This window comes from Streptomyces typhae (assembly GCF_009755605.1).
In the GTDB taxonomy this organism is placed as follows: Bacteria; Actinomycetota; Actinomycetes; order Streptomycetales; family Streptomycetaceae; genus Streptomyces; species Streptomyces typhae.
Map to the genome: position 1 here is coordinate 110,002 of NZ_WPNZ01000005.1, position 17,087 is coordinate 127,088.

14 protein-coding genes are annotated in these 17,087 nt (G+C 75.2%); 11 read left to right on the forward strand and 3 right to left on the reverse strand.

From position 1 onward, the window contains the following. Positions 1-325 precede the first annotated feature (325 nt). On the reverse strand, positions 326-3,058 hold the full coding sequence (locus tag GPA10_RS11020) for a LuxR C-terminal-related transcriptional regulator (RefSeq protein WP_198351566.1): 2,733 nt from the start codon (positions 3,056-3,058) through the stop codon (positions 326-328). A 337-nt stretch (positions 3,059-3,395) separates the two neighbouring features. Between GPA10_RS11020 and GPA10_RS41665 the strand changes: the two genes are divergently transcribed. Further along, a complete protein-coding gene (locus GPA10_RS41665) occupies positions 3,396-4,463 on the forward strand; it encodes a hypothetical protein (protein ID WP_343040664.1) in 1,068 nt (355 codons plus the stop codon). A gap of 65 nt (positions 4,464-4,528) precedes the next feature. On the opposite strand, the gene GPA10_RS11030 is transcribed toward GPA10_RS41665, so the two are convergent. Continuing rightward, entirely contained in the window at positions 4,529-5,068 is a 540-nt protein-coding gene (locus GPA10_RS11030; protein ID WP_157165342.1) for an ATP-binding protein, read from the reverse strand. Between the two features lie 503 nt (positions 5,069-5,571). Here GPA10_RS11030 and GPA10_RS11035 point away from each other — a divergent pair. From GPA10_RS11035 to GPA10_RS11055, 5 genes are all read left to right on the forward strand, one after another. After that, positions 5,572-6,438 carry a Scr1 family TA system antitoxin-like transcriptional regulator gene (locus GPA10_RS11035; RefSeq protein ID WP_157165343.1) on the forward strand — a complete coding sequence of 289 codons (867 nt, stop codon included), beginning with the start codon at positions 5,572-5,574 and terminating at the stop codon, positions 6,436-6,438. After that, complete coding sequence (locus tag GPA10_RS11040; protein WP_058846950.1) at positions 6,431-7,225, forward strand: SAM-dependent methyltransferase; 795 nt, start codon at positions 6,431-6,433, stop codon at positions 7,223-7,225. Before GPA10_RS11035 ends, GPA10_RS11040 begins: the two co-directional genes overlap by 8 nt. Positions 7,226-7,357: 132 nt before the next feature. After that, positions 7,358-7,969, forward strand: a complete 612-nt coding sequence (locus GPA10_RS11045; protein WP_157165344.1) for a class I SAM-dependent methyltransferase — start codon at positions 7,358-7,360, stop codon at positions 7,967-7,969. A gap of 90 nt (positions 7,970-8,059) precedes the next feature. Next, the gene (locus tag GPA10_RS11050; protein WP_246259012.1) at positions 8,060-8,749 is read left to right on the forward strand and encodes a hypothetical protein; all 690 of its coding nucleotides are present in this window, start codon (positions 8,060-8,062) and stop codon (positions 8,747-8,749) included. A 4-nt stretch (positions 8,750-8,753) separates the two neighbouring features. After that, positions 8,754-9,863: an MAB_1171c family putative transporter gene (locus tag GPA10_RS11055; protein ID WP_157165345.1), complete on the forward strand. Its 1,110-nt coding sequence runs from the start codon at positions 8,754-8,756 to the stop codon at positions 9,861-9,863. Between the two features lie 62 nt (positions 9,864-9,925). Here GPA10_RS11055 and GPA10_RS11060 read toward each other — a convergent pair whose 3' ends face one another. Then, positions 9,926-10,831 carry a helix-turn-helix transcriptional regulator gene (locus tag GPA10_RS11060; RefSeq protein ID WP_157165346.1) on the reverse strand — a complete coding sequence of 302 codons (906 nt, stop codon included), beginning with the start codon at positions 10,829-10,831 and terminating at the stop codon, positions 9,926-9,928. A 449-nt stretch (positions 10,832-11,280) separates the two neighbouring features. On the opposite strand from GPA10_RS11060, the gene GPA10_RS11065 reads away from it, so the two are divergent. From GPA10_RS11065 to GPA10_RS11085, 5 genes are all read left to right on the forward strand, one after another. Next, on the forward strand, positions 11,281-11,724 hold the full coding sequence (locus GPA10_RS11065; protein WP_058846946.1) for a cupin domain-containing protein: 444 nt from the start codon (positions 11,281-11,283) through the stop codon (positions 11,722-11,724). Between the two features lie 254 nt (positions 11,725-11,978). Further along, complete coding sequence (locus tag GPA10_RS11070; protein ID WP_343040665.1) at positions 11,979-13,157, forward strand: serine hydrolase domain-containing protein; 1,179 nt, start codon at positions 11,979-11,981, stop codon at positions 13,155-13,157. A 219-nt stretch (positions 13,158-13,376) separates the two neighbouring features. Then, on the forward strand, positions 13,377-15,890 hold the full coding sequence (locus tag GPA10_RS11075) for a sensor histidine kinase (protein ID WP_157165347.1): 2,514 nt from the start codon (positions 13,377-13,379) through the stop codon (positions 15,888-15,890). Then, positions 15,887-16,561 (forward strand): response regulator, encoded by a 675-nt coding sequence (locus GPA10_RS11080; protein WP_157165348.1) that lies wholly within the window; start codon positions 15,887-15,889, stop codon positions 16,559-16,561. Before GPA10_RS11075 ends, GPA10_RS11080 begins: the two co-directional genes overlap by 4 nt. Before the next feature lie 143 nt (positions 16,562-16,704). Continuing rightward, the gene (locus tag GPA10_RS11085) at positions 16,705-17,019 is read left to right on the forward strand and encodes an SCO4225 family membrane protein (protein ID WP_157165349.1); all 315 of its coding nucleotides are present in this window, start codon (positions 16,705-16,707) and stop codon (positions 17,017-17,019) included. Positions 17,020-17,087: the final 68 nt, after the last annotated feature.

The window sequence follows — 17,087 nt, forward strand, 5'->3', positions numbered from 1 at the left end:
CAGCGAGGCCGCACTCCTGCATCACTACCTCCGCACCGACGGCGCCCACCCGGGCACCATCACCGTCATCGTGTCCCACCGCTTCGCCACGGTCCGCGAGGCCGACCTCGTCGTCGTCCTGGCCGACGGCGGGATCGTGGAGACCGGCACCCACACCGAACTCCTCGCGCGCGCCGGCAGGTACGCGACGATGTACGGGCTGCACGCGAAGGCGTACGCCCCCGAACCCGTCGCCGAGCCGGAGCCCGCCCCCGCCCCGGTTGCCGCCACGACCCCGGCCGCCCCGGTTGCCGCCACGGCCCCGGCCGCCCCGGTCCGCGCGGCCTCAGGCGCCGCGCAGAACGGACGGCAGGTCCCTGCGGGAGTGCACACCGAGTTTGCGGTAGATGCGGGTGAGGTGGCTCTCGACCGTACGCACGGACAGGCCGAGACGGTCGGAGATGGCCCGGTCGGACAGGCCGGTGGCGGCCAGTGAGGCGATCTCGACCTCGCGGGTGGTGAGCGCCTCGGGCGGCGCCGCCGGAGCGGCCTCCCCGAGGCGGTCCCGCAGCCGGCCCACGAGGATCACCGCGTCGCCGTGGCGGCGGCCCTGATGGCGCAGGGCCGCGGCCGCCCGTTCCGCGAGGCGCCAGGCGGGCGCGCTCATGCCGAGCACGTCCAGGCGGACGGCGTGGTCGAGCAGTTCGGCGCCCCCGCCGCGGGACAGGGCGAGCACCGCCTCCGCCCCGGCGACGAGCCGTTCCGCGTCGACGTGGCGCACCGCGACGGCGAGCCGCTCCGCGAGTTCGTCGGACGGCCGTGAGGGCGCGAGCCAGGCCGAGTACGTCAGATACTCCACCTCCACCGCCCAGCACCCCGCGGTCCGCGCCGCCTCGACGGCACCGCGCAGGTGCGCCCCGGCGGCCCGCAGATCGCCCCGCGCGGCGGCCACCGCGGCCCGCGCCCACTGCCGCTGCCCCGGCACGAGCGCCACCGCGTCCTGCGGGCAGGCGGCGAGGACGCGTTCGGCCTGCTCCGGGCGGCGTGCCTCGGCCAGGCACACCGCCAGCCAGCAGAGTGCCTCCGTACGGAACAGGCTCCGGCCGACGGACTGCTGGACCACCGCCTCGCGCAGCCGCGCGATCGCGTCCTCGCGGTGGCCGAGCACCCACTGGAGATAGCCGCCCAGGAGCGTGGCCGTGGCGCCGCTCGTCGTGCTCGGGCCACTCGGGCCGCCGGGGCCGCTCGGGACGCCGTCGACCGCCCGGCCGGGCTCCTCCGGCCGCCTCGCCCGCGCGTGCGGGCACGGCTTGTCCGGCGTCTCGTCCGCCCCCGCTGTCCCCGCTGCCTTCTTCGCCGCCGCACCCGGGGCGCCGGGTCCGCCGCCGAACGCCGGGTCGCCCGCGAGGGACCGGGCGTCGGACGTGCGCCACACCTCCGTGAAGGCGCACACCGCGGCGGCCGACTCCCGCGACCACCCGTCCCCGTCGGGGGCCGCGGCCGCCGGTTCGGCGAGCGCCACCGCGTCCTGGGTGCGCCCCGTGAGGGCGAGGGCCATGGCCAGGGCCAGGCGTGCCCAGGCGGGACCCGGGCCGCGCGCCGGTGTGCGCAGCGCCCGCTCGGCGACGCCCAGGGCGGCGCCCGTCCTGCCGTGCGCGAGGAGGACGAGGGCGCGCAGCCCGTCGACCGCGGCGGTGGCGGAGGGCGCCGTCACCGTCGGGCGCAGCGCGGCGAGCCGGGCGTCGGCGCCCGCGGGATCCCGCTCCACCCAGCAGTGGTGCGCGGCGAGGGCGAGCGCGGGCCCGAGCCGCCCGCTCGGTGTGCGCGCGTCGGCACAGGCCCGTTCGAGCACCTCCCGCGCCTGCGCGACGTCGCCGAGCTCCACGAGGGCGTGCGCCAGCGGCACGGCGGCGGCCCGCGTCCGCTCCCGGGCCCTGCGGGCGAAGCGGCAGGCTAGCTCCGGGTCGTGGGCGCAGGTCGCATCGGCCGCCCGCATCAGCAGACCGGCGTCGACCGGGCCGTGGGCGTCGAGCTGCCAGCGCGCCCGGGTCACCGGGTCCGGCGCGGCCCCGGAGCAGGCGTCGAGCAGGGCGGCGGCGATGCGGCGGCGCCGCAGCCGGGGCAGCCGCTCGCGCACGGCGGGGCCCAGCATCGGCCTGCCGAGGCTGACCAGAAGCTGCTCCTTGCCGTCCACCATGCGTACGAGTCCCTTGTCCTCCAGGTCCTCCAGACGTTCGACGACGTCGGGGGCGACCGCTTCCAGAGCGGGCACGGACAGCGGCTCGCCGAGGGCGACGGCCGCCAGCGCGTCCTGGTCGGCGAGGCTGAGGCCGCTCAGCTCGTGGTCGAACAGCTCGGCGAGCCGGGGCGGCACCGTCAGCGGGCCGCGCCACCACCACAGGCCGCCCTCCGCCACCAGGCGGCACGACACCCGGGCGTGCCGCACCAGTTCGGTCAGGAACAGCGGATTGCCGCCGGTCCAGCCGTGCAGCAGGTCCACGGTGGCCTGCGCCACCTCGCCGTTCATCAGGCTGCGTACGAGAGCGGCGGTGCCCGCGCGGCTGAACGGCGCCAGGTCGAGGCGTTCCAGATAGCCGTCCTTCCACAGCGCGACCACGGCGCCCGGCGCGGGCGGTCCCGTGACCCCGGAACCGGACCGCGCCGCGACCATGAGGGGCACCCCGCCCTCGGCCGCGAGCCCCAGGGCGAGCGCCGCGCACCGGTCGTCCAGCTGGTGCACGTCGTCCACGACGAGCACCGGCGTGCGCTGCCCGGCGCGGCGGTCGAGCGCGGCGCGCAGCGCGGCGAACGCGCGGGCGTCGTCGAGCCGGTCGCTCGCGCCGAGCAGACCGCGGAAGGCGCCGAAGGGAACGTGCCGGCTGGACTCCGTGGCGGCGGTCCACACCACCTCGAAGCGCGCCGGGTTGAGCCGGCGCGCCACGGCTGAAAGCAATGCCGTCCTGCCGACACCGGGAGGTCCGACAATTGCCGTACCCCGCTTGGCCAGCACGGCGCCCAACATCCGCCGCTGCTCCTCGTCCCTGGCGACGAAGGGCCCCACAACCAGGTTGTGCCGCATGGATTCTCCCCCTGCGCGGCGGGGCCCAGGGTTCCTGGCCGGGCCTCGCCACGCCACATGAAGGCCCCGCGGGCGCAGGTGCCTCCCCTTTGAGTGAACGACGGTGGTCCCGTCCGTGGAGGCGGCCGTGCGTCCGGTGTCCGCGGCGCGGACATGGCCGTCGGCCGCCCCCTTCGCATCTTCACAGCGAGTCCACGGCATGCGCATAAATGAGTGGTGAATGCCCGCTCAACGGTCCCGTCTCAGCCATGGATGAACCTTGGACGGACCGGGCCGGGCGGCGGCACCATGCGAAAATGAGCCCTTTACGGCATCCAGGACACGACGGGGGAGACGCGTGCACCAGGTGATCTATGCCGAGCGGTCCCGCAATCCGTTCGCGCAGGTGGTGGAGTTGAGCGACGAGGGGCTTCGCGTACGGGGGCGGACGACGCCGCTGAGCGAACTGCATCTGCCCGCGATGGCGGACGCGTTCACGCGCGGCGTCTGGCTGGGCGGCGGGGGCACGGAGCGCGGACTCGCGGAGCTGGCGGAGGGCCCCGGCGTCGTGCCCGTCACCCGCGTCACCGGCACGACCAGGCCGGTGAAGGTCCGCAGGACCGCCGAGTTCGCGCACCTCCTCGGCCAGTTGGCGGTCCGGCAGTGCGGCGGCCCCGAGCAGGTCGCGGCGCTGGCCGCGCAGGCGGCGGCGGAGGGCGTGCCGCTGTGGCAGGCGCGGAGGTTCGCCCCCGGGCCGACGGGGCCGGTCACCGTGGCCGTGGACCGGCGGCTGTTCCGCGTGGACGTGTGGGGACCAGGCGCCCCGGTCGTACGGATCCGCGCGCCGTACGGCCTCTTCGCCGCCGACCGGTCGCCGAGCCGCGGGCTCGTCCTGACGGTGGGCGAGGTCGCGGCGTCGCTGACCCTGACCAAGGTCTGGCGCAAGTCCCGCAGTTCCGTGACCGTGCACTGCCCGCCGGGCCACTGGGAACTGCGGCGGACGGGCGCCCTGTCGTCGGAGCTGCTGCGCGAGGGCCGACGCGTCGCCCACCTCGTCCGCCCGCGCCGTCGGCGCAGGCCGCAGGACGGTTCGCTCCTCCTTCCGCTCGCCGAGGTCCACCACGACAGCCCCGACCCGCTGGACGCCGTCGTGGCGCACACCTGCGCCGTCGCGTTCGGCCTGGGGGACACCACCGGCACGTACCGCTTCCGCACCCTGCCGCGGCGGCGGGACGGGCGCGAAGGGGAACCGGTGGTGGTCGAGTGGGACGACCCCTGGTTCACCAACCTCGGCTGGGGGAGCGACGACAACGAGTCCGGCGGCGGGGACGGCTGGGGCTCGGACGGCGGCGAGGGCGGGGACGGCGGCGGTGGCGGAGGGGACGGCGGGGGTGGCGGGGACGGCGGTGGCGGCGGCGGAGACTGACCCGCCCCGTCGGCACCGCACCCTGGTGGTGTACCCGGCTGCCCCCGATGGTGGCCCGGGTCCGACTACGCCGGGGTGTTGTGGCGCCCCGGCCCGGCCTCGTGCTTGCCGCCGCCCACCAGGGCACCCTGTGCGTCGGGCGGCGGTTGTGGCGGGCCCGCCGGTGACGGGATGGTCAGCTCCGCCCACACCGCCTTGCGGCCCGTGAAGCGCCGGCAGCCGAAGCGTGACGCGAAGGCGGTCACGAGTTCCAGGCCCCGGCCGCCGGTGTCGCCGGGGTCGGGTGCCCGCAGTACCGGCAGCCGTGTGTTGGTGTCCGTGACGGTGATGAGCACGCAGGTGTCCCGCAGTTCGAGGCGGAGCGTGTCGGGTGTGCTGTGCCGCAGGGCGTTGGTGACCAGTTCGGTCGTGATCAGGGCGGCGGCGTCGACGACGTCGGCGTGGCCCGCCCGGCCGGCCAGCCACCGGCCGAGGACGGCGACGGTGTAGCTGCGGGCGAAGGGGGCCGCGGTGGGCTCGTCGTCGAGCGGCAGGACCGCGTCGTGCGGGTGGGCGTGCGGGGGAGCGGCGCTGGGAGCGGGGGAAGCGGGGCGGTCCGAGGTCATCCGCGTGCGCCTCCCCCGGCGTGCCGGGGCGGGCGCGGGCGCGCGAGTGGACGTGGGGGGAGTGCGGTGCAGGGGATGAGCATGATCAACCTCGGGGTTGGTGCTGTCGTGCTGCGGTGCTGCCGTGCCGCTTCGGGTGCGGTGCTTCTGTCCTGCGGTGTTTCTGTCCGGCGGTGCTGCGGTGCTGCGGTGTTTCTGTCCGGCGGTGCTGCGGTCCGGCGGTGCTGCGGTCCTGCGGTCCTGCGGTGCTTCTGTCCTGCGGTGCTTCTGTGCCGCGTCGCGTGCGGGGCTGCCGTATTTCCGTGCCTCTGTGCGTGTGGTGCTGCCGTGCTGCCATGCGTGGTGTGCGGGCCCCGTGCGGTTGCCGATGGCGGCAGGGCCGGACGGGGCGCGCACCTCTCCACCATGCGTGTGATTCACGCGCATGGCAATCTGGTGGCGGCGAATACCGCGAAACTGCGACGAGAACCGGCCAGGGACCGGGACAGGACGGGGGTGAGACGGTGGCACAGGCGCCGCGCGCGAGTCCGACGGTGGCACACCGGGTGCTCGCCCGCCGTCTGCAACGGGTGCGCGTCGAGCAGGCCCGTCTCAGCCCCGCCCAGGCCGCGGCCCTCGTGGGCACGACCCATATGACCGTCCGCCGCATCGAGAGCGCGGCCACCCGCATCAACCCCGACCAGATCGAGCGGCTGCTGCGGGCCTACGGCCTGCGCGGAGCCGAACTGAGGGCCCTCCTGGCGCAGACCCGGGAGGCCGCGGAGCCGGGCTGGTGGCACTCCCGCTACCGCACGGTCATGACGGCGCCCTACCAGCACTGGATCGCCCTGGAGAGCGCCTCGTCCGCCATCCGCCTGTGGGCCCCGGGCCACGTACCCGGCCTCCTGCAGATCCCCGCCTACACCGCGGCCCTGTACCGGGCACTGCACCCCGACGCCCCCGCGGCCCACGTCGACCTGGCCGTGGAGCTCGTGCACCAGCGTCAGCAGCGCAGGCGGGAACGCAGGGCCAGGCTGTGGGTCATCCTGTCCGCCGCGGCGCTGCACCCGGTCATCGGCGGCCCCGCCGTGCGCCGCGCCCAGCACCAGGCCCTCGAAGCAGCCCTCGCCGAGCCCCGTACCGCCCTCCAGATCCTGCCCCTGGCCGCCGGGGCGCATCCGCTCCTGAGCGCGCCGCCGGTGCGTCACCTGCGCGTGGACGCCGACATCCCCGACCACGTCGTGGAGCACCGTCCCGCGGCGACCACCGTCACCGACGACGAGGACACCGTCGCCCGCTGGCGTCTGGCCCTGGACCACACGGCGGCGGCCGCCACCTGGCCCACCGCCCTCGCACCCCATCTGCCCCCAGAGGAGAACCGGCATGGCTGATCCGCGCACCGCCCCCACCGGCGTCGACCCCACCGTCCCGCACAGCGCCCGCTGGTGGAACTACCTCCAGGGCGGCCCGTACTGGTACCCCGCCGACAAGCAGGCGGCCGACGAGTTCGCCCGCATGGTGCCCGAGATCAAGGACCTGGCCCGCTCCAGTCGTGAGTTCCTGTGGCGCGCCGTGCGGTTCGCCGCCGAGCAGGAGGGCCTGCGCCAGTACCTCGACCTCGGCGCGGGACTGCCCGCCGAGCCCAACGTCCACGAACTCGCCCAGCGCGCCCACCCCGACGCCCGCGTCGTCTACGTGGACAACGACCCCATGGTCCTGCTCTACCAGCACGCCTACCTCGACAGCACTCCCGAGGGCCGCACCTCCTACCTGGACGCGGACATGCGCGACACCGACCGCATCCTGCGGGAGACCGCCGCGGTCCTCGACTTCGACCGGCCGGTCGCCCTGGTCCTGTCCGACGTCCTCGGCCACGTCCACGACGACACCGAGGCCCACACCCTCGTCCGCCGGCTCGTGGACCGCGCGGCCCCGGGCAGCGTGCTCGTCCTCAGCCACTCCGCCCCCAGCCCCCGGCTGTCCGCCGCCGCCGACCAGTACGCCGAATCGGGCGGCCTCGGCTACCGGCTGCGCCCCACCGAGCAGATCGCCTCCTTCTTCGAAGGGCTGCACCTCGTCGAGCCCGGCCTGGTGCCCATGCCCGAATGGCATCCGGACGGCAGCACCACCCCCACCCGCGAGGACGTCGGCTACGGAGCCGTCGCCCGCATCCCGTGACCCTCGCTCCGGCGGCCGCTCGGCCTTTGCGATTTCCGCAAAGAAGTTTGTCGGTCCCTCCTGGACGGAGGCACGTTGGTGGTGGATGTCGACTTCGTGGACACGCCACCCACGTCAGCAAGGAGACCGGCCATGGACGCCCAGTACTGGGACGAGAAGTACGGCGGCAGCGATCAGCTCTTCAGCGGTGCGCCCAACCCCGTGCTCGTCGCCGAAGCCGCGGGCCTCGCGCCCGGACAGGCGCTCGACGTGGGCTGCGGCGAAGGCGCCGACGCGCTCTGGCTGGCCCGGCGCGGCTGGCGGGTCACCGCGGTCGACATCTCCCGGACGGCCCTGGAACGCGCCGCCGCGACGGCCGCGGCGGCGGACGGCGTCGAGGGGCGTGTGGCGTGGGCGCGGACCGACCTGACGGCCACACCGCCCCCGGTCGGGGCCTTCGACCTGGTGTCCGCCCACTACTTCCCGCTCCCGCGCGAGCGTCAACACACCGCGCTGCGCGGCCTCCTCGCCGCTGTCGCGCCCGGCGGCACCCTGCTCTTCACTGGCCACGACCTCGCCGACCTGCCGCCCCGCGAGGAACTCGGCGTCGACCCGTACGACTACTACCAGCCAGGCGACATCGCGGAACTGCTCGACGACGACTGGGCGGTCCTGGTCGACGAGACCCGCCCGCGCACCACCCCGGCCCCCGCGGGCACCCACCACACCCACGACACCGTCCTGCGCGCGCGCCGCCCGCGCTGATCCGCCGACCGCTGCCGGGCCGTCCACCGCGTCCACGCCGAGGCCTGTCGCGGCGCCGCGTGAGCGGGCGGCTACTCTTCGCGTGACGTCATGGGCCAACACGGGAGCAGCGAGGTGGCGATGCCCGGCATCGAGGAGCGCACGGCGGACGGCGGGCCGGGCGAGCCGCGGGGGGACTCCGCGCGAGGGGCCGCCGCGTCGCACGGAGTCCGCTCACTGTGCCTGCGGGTCCGCGGCCTCGTCACGGCCGGGCGGCGCGAGCGGGCGGCCGAGCGGGACCTGAAGCGGCGCCTGCGGCAGGAACTGCGCGACCTCGACGTGCAACCCCCGCTGAGCGTCGACTCCTTGTGCCGCGCCCTCGAACGCAAGCGGCGGCGGCCGATCGTCCTGCGCCCCTACCCGCTGCCGGTCCCGGGCCCGCTCGGCCTCTGGGTGAGCACCCCCGGGGCCGATCTCGTGTTCTACCAGCAGCACACGACGCGCATGCACCAGGACCACATCGTCCTGCACGAGGTGATGGGCCACATCTGGTGCGACCACGGGACGGCGCCCGACGGAGACCGGTGGGGCCTGCTCGTCCCCGGCCTCAGCCCCGAGGCGGTGCGCCGCGTCATGACGCGCTGCGCCTACGACGACGCCCAGGAGTGCGAGGCGGAGCGGGCGGCGACGATCATCACGGAGTGGGCCTGTGTCCTGAACTCCGTGGCCGCGCCCCGGCCCGACGACCCCGAGCTGCGCCGGGTGCACTCCGCGCTCGGCGACAGCCGCGGGTGGCTGTAGGCAGATGTACTACACCGCCTTCTTCGTCGTCCTCGCCGTCGCGACCGTCTGGAAAATCCATCAGCTGCGGCGCAGGCCGGAGAACCGGCCGTTGCGGTGGCTGACCCTGTGCACGGGGTGTGCCGCGATGTCGATGGCCATGCCGGGCGCCACGGAGAGCATGGACGGGGTCCTCGGCACCGGCGCCGCCAAGCTCATGCTGAACGCCCTGACGCTCGGCATGACGTACAGCCTGATGGTCTTCTTCCTCTGCTCCGCCGACGACGGCCCCGCGACGCGCCGCAGGGTCCGTGCCGAGGGCGCGGTGCTGCTCGGCGTGCTCGGCTTCCTCGCGCTCGACGCGCTCACGGCGCCCGGACACGCCGTCCTGCACAGCACGTTCGAGGATGCCGACATGACGGTCCCGCAGGTCGCCGCGTTCTATCTGTGCGTCGGCCTGTACATGCTCCACACGCTCGCGGTGGCCGGGCGCCGCACCCACCGCTACGCCCGCAGGTCGAGCGGTCCGGAGGCCACCGGGCTCTGGATCACCACCGGCGGCATCGCCGGCCTCTTCGTCTCCACCGGGTGGCGGGCGGGATTCGTCGTCGTACGGATCTGGGGCGTCGCCGTGCCGCGGTGGCTGACCCTCGGCACGGGCATCCTCTTGGCGGTCGGTTACCCGGTGTTCGTCCTCGGCGTCACCTGGCCGGGAGCCCGCAGCCGTATCGCCGCGGGCCGCCTCTGGTTCCGCCACCGCCGCACCTACCGCCAACTGGAGCCGCTGTGGCGGCTGCTGTCCTCCGCCTACCCCGACACCGTGCTGCCGGACGCGCGCCGGGGCCGCAGGACGGTGCACCGCCGGTACGCGCGCCGGGTCGTGGAGTGCCGGGACGGCCTGGTCCGCATCAGCCCCCGGCTGCGGTCCGGCGGGCCCGCCCCCGAGTGCCTGACGACCGCCGACCTGGCGGCGCGGCTGCGGCAGGCGGCGGAGGCGGTGCGCGGCGGCGGGCAGGCCGAGCCGCGGCCCGGGACGCCGCTCGCCGTGTCGCCCGGCGGCGACGACCGGGAGGCGGAGGTGCAGCACCTCGTGGCCCTCTCGCTGGCGCTGCGCGCCCTGCCGGAAGGTGCCTGAGACCGGCGTGTGTCTGAGGGAGGAGGCCTGAGGGAGGAGGCCTGAGGGAGTGCGCCCGCGGGTCAGCGGGCGGGTGTGTCGCCGTCCGGCTTGCCGGGCTCCGGCCGGTGGAGCTCCGGGAGGTTGGCCACCAGGTCGTTGACCGCGGCGAGGAGTTCCGCGGGCAGGCCTTCGGGTCCGATGCCCCGGGTGGCGATGTGCTGGATGTCGCCGCTGCGCACGAGCTTGAGGGTCTGGAGCCCTTCCACGATCGTCCGCACGATCGTGAGGTCGTCGGGCTGGAAGAAGAACGCGGTCACGCCGAAGGTCTCGGCGAGCCCTTCCCGGATGACGGCCGAGGCCTCCGTCACCACGCCGGTGCGCAGGTCCTCGACGCCGGCGGCGGTGATCACCGGTGATCCCGCGGCCTTGTTGATGCCGTGGGCGATGTCCGCGTCCGACGGCGGGTCCTGAGCTCCCGAGTAGGTCTGCTCCAGGAGGTACGTGATCTTCTCGGCCAGGGTCGTCGGTATCGGCGTGTCCTTCTCGTCGGCGGGCGCGGCACCGCCCGGGGCGCCGCCGTCGCCGAACGAGCGGTCCTCCGCGGCCCGCAGCTCCGCCTCGCTCACTCCGTAGGCGTCAGCGAACGCCGAGGCGAGGGCGGGCGTGAGGCGGCGGACGCCGCGTTCGGCGCAGCGGGCGGCGTCCTTGCCGCGGACCAGCTTCTCGATCTCGTACTGCGCGAACCCGGCGTCGCACCTGAGGTCGGCCAGGTCGGGCGCCCCGGCGCGCGGGAAGAGGGAGTTGAGGTCCCAGTTGAGCACCTCGGCGATGGCCGGGAGGCGTTCGGGGTCGGGGCCCCGGCCCTTCTCCCAGGTGGTGACCGCGGAGCGGGACACGCCAAGGGCCTTGCTGAGGCCGGTCTGCGTGAAGCCGGCGGCGGTCCGCGCCGAGCGCAGACGCCGGCCGTCGAAACGGCGTTCAGGCATGGCAGGGCTCCCGCGACTGGCTGGAAGGACACGGTTGACAGGCGCATCGTAGCCACTTGATGACCGGGTGAAAATGTCATAGCGTCAATTTCACCCGGCCGACCCCCGGCCCACCAGGGTCCGGCCGCGCTGCCCTCCTGCCCGCGCGGGAGCCCCCAGTACGCCGACCTCGGCCGACCCCGGCCCCGACGGCCCGGTGCGCGAGCCCGGTGCCCTCCCCTGATTCCGGAGAAAAGGATGAGCGTCAACGCACGGTTCCGTACCGAAGACTCCGGCTGGGGAGGTCGGCCGGGCCCCGGCACCGGACCGCGCGGCGGCCCCTGACGTCCGGTCACCAGTACTTCCCGTATTGCTGATCCGGCAACTTGAGTTGTTGAAACTGCTGTGCCCGGCGCAGCCTGGTGACCGGCGGCCGTCAGGCCCTCGCACCCGACTCAGGAGGTCATGCGATGAACACCCTGGAGAACACCGGATCCGTACCGGCCGCGCCCGGCGGGACGCCGCTCGGCAACCGCGTGCGCCACGTACGGTCCGACGAGCTGGACGGCTACGCGGCCATCAGCGGCGCCACCGTCGGCTCGCGGCGGCTCTGGATGGGCCGGGTGGAGAACCCGCCGCTGAGCGCGACGGACAACCACCACCACGGCGCGTCCGAGGCCGGGATCTTCGTGGTCAGCGGGCACCCCGTGTTCGTCTTCCACGACGGCACCCAGGAGGTGCGGATCACCGCGGACCCCGGTGACTTCGTCCTGGTGCCCCCGTTCGTCCCGCACCGCGAGGAGAACCCCGACCCCGTCGAGCCGGTGGTCGTCGTGATCGCCCGCACCACACAGGAGCCGATCAAGGTGTCGGTGCCCGAGCTGTACCAGTACCAGGGGACGGCAGGCTCCTGAGCAACTCCGGTCCGGGAGAAGGGGGTTAACCCCACCACGGACCCGCAGGCCCGCCCCATCGCGTCGGCCCGCGCGCGCCGGAGATCGTAGGAGGCACGGGGGCAGCCGGGCCGCGTCCACCTCCGGGTGCGACGCGGCCCGGCCGCACGGGCGGGGCACGCGGCGGGAACCCCGCGCGCTCCGGGACGCCCGCGCGTCCCGCGACACCCCGCACATCCGGAGGCGCCTGCCTCCACGATCGAGGGGACATCCACGTGACCGAGCACAAGCGGCGCGCGCTGGGCGGCGCGCTCACCCTGGCCGTCGTCGTCGGGCTCACGGCTGCCGCGCCGCACGGCGGCGACCCGGCGAGCCGCGACGTCGCCGCCGAGACCGCCCGCGGCGCCGACCACGCCCGGTTGCGTGCCCTCGTGCACCGGCTGACGACGGTCGACGGCGGACCCGGAGCGCTGCTCGAAGTGCGCGGCGGACGCGCCACCACGGTGCTCACCGGCGGAGTGGCGGACGTACGGACGCAGGCGCCGGTGCGCCCCGGCAGCAGATTCCGGATCGGCAGCATGACCAAGCCGTTCGTGGCGACCGTGCTGCTCCAGCTGGTGGGGGAGGGCCGCGTGGCCCTGGACGCGCCGGTGGAGCGCTATCTGCCCGGTGTCGTCCGCGGGCACGGCAACGACGGCCGGAAGATCACCGTCCGGCAGCTCCTCCAGCACACCAGTGGCCTGCCCGACATCCTCGACCACCTCAGGCCCGGGGACGTCCTGAAGGACCCGCTGGCCCACCACGACCTCCGCGACCTCGTCGACATCGCGCTCGCCCACCCCCCGACCTTCGAGCCGGGCACCGGCTGGCGCTACTCCAACACCGGCTATCTGCTGCTCGGCATGGTCATCGAGAAAATCACGGGACACGCGTACGGCACGGAGATCCGGCGGCGCGTGATCGCACCCCTCGGCCTGCGCGACACCTACGTACCGGGCGACTCCGCGAGGATCCCGGGGCCGCACCCGCGCGGATACGCGCGCACGGGCAAGGACGCGCCGCTCGTGGACGTCACCGCGATCAACCCGACGGTCGCGGGCCCCGCCGGTTCGATGATCTCCAGCGGCACCGACGTGAACCGGTTCCTCGACGCCCTCGTACGCGGCAGGCTGCTGCGCCCGGCCCAGCAGCGGGAGATGACGCGCACCCGCCCCACGGGCAACTCCGACGGCCGGGCCTACGGCCTCGGTCTGGAGAGCAGGCCCCTCCCGTGCGGCGGCCGCTACTGGGGGCACACCGGCGACATGTTGGGGTACGAGACGGCGGCGGGCACCACGGCCGACGGACGACGGCAGGCCACCGTCATGGTGAACGTCGACCCGGGCGGTTCGGACGCGCAGAGCGACGACATGAAGGCGGCCGTGCGGACGGCGCTCTGCGGGGACCGGCGCTGACACGTCGGGCCGACGGGCCTCGTCGCGCGCACCGGCGGTTCGTGGTGCTCGCGGGCGGTTCGCGGTGCTCGCGGGCGGTTCGCCGTGCTCGCGGGCGGTTCGCCGTGCTCCCCATCGGAGAGTCGACCCCGGCCGGACCTCTCCATCTCTGGTTAGACGTCCGTCTCGCCCTCAGGCCCGATGCTCGTGCCCAGGTCACGCCCCTAGCCTGGGTGCATCATGGATCGACTGAACGACCGGTACGCGCCGGTCCTGCTGCTCGCCGTCCAGGCCGCGCTGTGGCCGGGAACGGCGCTCCTCGCCGGCCGCCCGCCCGCCGCGACGGAGCTCCTCGCGGCGGCGCTGGTCGACGGTCTGGCCACCGCGGCCCTCGCCGCCCGCCGCAGGCACCCCGTCCCCGCCCTCGTCCTGGTCGCGGCCGCGTGCGCGATGGTCGCCCAGGCCCTGCCCGTCCCAGCGGTGGCCGTCATCGGCACCGCCGGTGTCGCCCTCGCCCTGCACACCGTGGCCGCCGAGCGCGACACCCCCACCGCCCTGCTGAGCACGGGAACGCTCGCCGCGTGGCAGGCCCTGCACGGGCTCAGCCTGCACGGCCTCGGCGACCGCGACGGCCTCGCCCTCGGGGCCACCGTCCTGCTGTACGCCGCCGCCACGGCCACCGGCATGTACGTGCGCCGCTCCAGGGCCGCCCGGCACGCCGCCGAACAGCGCCTGCACCGGGCGAGGGCCGAACGCCACCGCCTGCCCGCGGCCGAGCGCCGCCGCATGGAGCGGGAACTGCACGACATCAGCGCACATCACCTCACCGCCGTCGTGGTCACCGTGGAAGCCGCCCTCGAACTCCGCGAGAAGCGCCCCGAACTGGCCGTCGAAGCAGCCGAGTTCGCCGCGGAGACCGGACGCGAGGTCACCCGCGCCCTCAGCGCGGTGAAGACCCCCGCCGCGCACTCACCGCAGGAGCAGCCCGCACCCCAGGACCGCCTGGACGACCTCGTGGCCGGGTTCCGCGCCCTGGGGCAGCCGCTCACCTGCGACATCCAGGCCCCGCCCGACGGCACCACCGCCGACGCCGCGTACGGCATCATCCGCGAGGCGCTGACCAACGCCGTGCGCCACGCCTTCGGCACCCCGACCACCGTGACGTGCGTCTACGGCGACACGCACACCGAGATCACCGTCACCAACGAACCCTCGCCCGCGGTGGCCTCCGTGGCCGCCGACACTCCTGGGGCATCGGCATCGGCATCGGCATCGGCATCGGCATCGGCATCGGAGTCGGAGTCGGAGTCGGCATTGGCATCGGTGTCGCCTTCGCCTTCGGCGTCGGCACCTGCCCGCGGCCTGGGCGGCGGCCGCGGGCAGAACCTCCTGCGCAGCCGTGCCCGGGAAGCGGGCGGCACCCTCACCACCGGCCCCACCCCCGAGGGTGGCTGGCGTGTCCACGCCGTGCTCCCCGGACGGACCGGCACGGGACCGGCGGCGAGCGCGCCCCGCGGCCACCGCCTCGCCCAGTGCGTCGCCGCCGCCGGGCTGTGCCTGCAACCGCTGCTGCCCACGGTCGTCATCCGCGACCACGCCGCCTCCGCGGGCGCAGACATCTCCGTCGGCGTGTTCTTCGCCCTCCTGGCCACGGCGCAGGCGACCACACTGCTCTGGCTGCGCCGGGCACCACGCGCCACTCTCGCCGCGCTGCTCACCCTGGGCGTGCTGTGGCCCCTGGCCACGTCCGCCGCCCCCTACACCGGCCCCGCGGTCCTGCCGCCCGCCCTGGGCGCGCTCGCCACCTGCGCGGCGCTGTTCGCCGTGGCCGCCCGCACCGTGGCGGACGGACCCACCCTCCCCCTCGTCCCGCCGGGACGGTCGGCACCGTACGAGACCGTACGGGCGGTCCCGTGCTGGACACTCCCGGCGGCGGTCGCGGCCGTGCACGCCGTCACGGTGGCCGTCGTCCTGCTCGTCCGCAGCTCACCGGCGCCGGGTGCCGTCGCGGCGGCCGGTGCGGGCGGCGCGCTCGTCACCGCCGCGGCCTGGGTGCTCGGCACCGGGCACGGCCGTCGCAGGCACCGGGCCAGGGCCACGCACGAGGACAGCCTCACCGCCTGGACGCATGAAGCCGTCCGGCACGCCTGGGCCGAGCGCCGCCGTATCACCGTCGGCCTGGAGACCACCGTGCTCGCCCGCACCGCCGAGGTCGTCGAGCAGGCCGAGGCAGGACACCTCCCGCAGACGGCGGAGCGGGCCCGGCACGCGCTGACCGCCATGCGCGCCCTGCTCGACACCGTCAGGAACGGCGAGGGGAACGAAGGGGGGAGCGGGCCCGGGGCGCCGGGCGACAGCCTGCGGCCACAGCCCACACTCCAGGCCCTCGACCTGCTCCTGCACCAGTACCGCGCCACCGGCCGCCAGGTCGACGTCCGCATCACCGACCGCTTCCCCGCCGCCCTGTCCCCGGAAGTCGACCTGGCCACCTACCGTGCCGCCGAGATCATCCTGGAGACGTGCGGCGACGAGCCCGCCACCCTCGCCCTCGACCGTACGGACGACATCCTGACCCTCACCGCCACCGGCGTCCCCCGCGCGACGCGGCCCCCGGCCCGGCAGCGCCTGGCCACCCGGGCCGCCGCGCTCGGCGGCACCCTCACCACGCCGCGACCGGACACGGTCGAACTCCGGCTGCCGCACACCCCGTCGACGCACCCCGCCGGGGTCCGCGCCGAGGAGGACCCCCGATGACTCTGAAGGTGATGGTCGCCGACGACCAGCACGTCGTCCGCACGGCCTTCGCGGCCGTGATCGACGCCGCCCCCGACATGAGCGTCGTGGCGGAGGCCGGGGACGGAGCCGCCGCCGTGCGCCTCGCCGCGGAACACCGCCCCGACGTCGTCGTCATGGACGTCCGCATGCCCGAACTCGACGGCATCGCCGCGACCCGCATCCTCACCGGCCGCCCCGACGCGCCCCGCGTCCTGGTCCTGACCACGTTCGACCTGGACACCTACGTCTTCGGCGCGCTCCAGGCCGGTGCCTCCGGCTTCCTTCTGAAAGACGTCCACGCCCCCGATCTGCTCCAGGCCGTCCGGACCGTCGCCGCGGGCGACAGCATTCTCGCGCCGTCCGCGACCCGCCGCCTCATCAGCCACTACGCCGCCGGGCCGCACCCCGCGAGACCCGGCCCCGCCGCCCTCGACGCCCTCACCGCCCGGGAGCGGCACGTCCTCACCCTGGTCGCCGCCGGGCTGAACAACGCCGAGATCTCCACCGACCTCGACATCACCGTCGGCACCGTCAAGTCCCACGTCAACGCCCTGCTGCGCAAGCTCGGCCTGCGCGACCGCGTCCAGGCCACGATCCTCGCCTACGACCTCGGCCTGGCCCGCGCCAACCCACCGGGCCCCCACGACTGACCTCCCCTCCCACGATTGCCCCCCCCGGGATCGCCCCGACGGCCCCGACCGCCCCCAGCCCCACGACTGATCCCGATCCCCCCACCCGCCACCGCCGGAAAGGGCACCGCCCCGTGCGCACCACACCCAAGGAACCGACCACCATGCCGAGCCCCCGGTCCCGTCGCGCCGTACTGACCCACCCCCTCGCCCTCGTCTACCTGGCGCTCTGCGCGGGCCTGCTCGTCTGGGCCCTGGTCGTCAGCTCCATCGACACGCCCGACGCCTCCATGGCCGGAGTGGTCCCGGTGCTCGCCACCGCTCCCGCGAGCCTGATCCTGCTGGTGCTGCCGGAGCACAGCGCCATGTTCATCGTGTCCGTCGCCGTCGGAGCCCTCGCCAACGCCGCCGTCATCGGCTGGTGCGCCCGCACCCTGAGCCGACACCGCAACGGCCCCGGCTCCGGCTCCGGGGCATGAGCGCCGGGCCCCGCTGCCGGGCCCGCACGAACAGGCCGGGCCCGGTGGAGGCGGCCCGGCCTGCGATG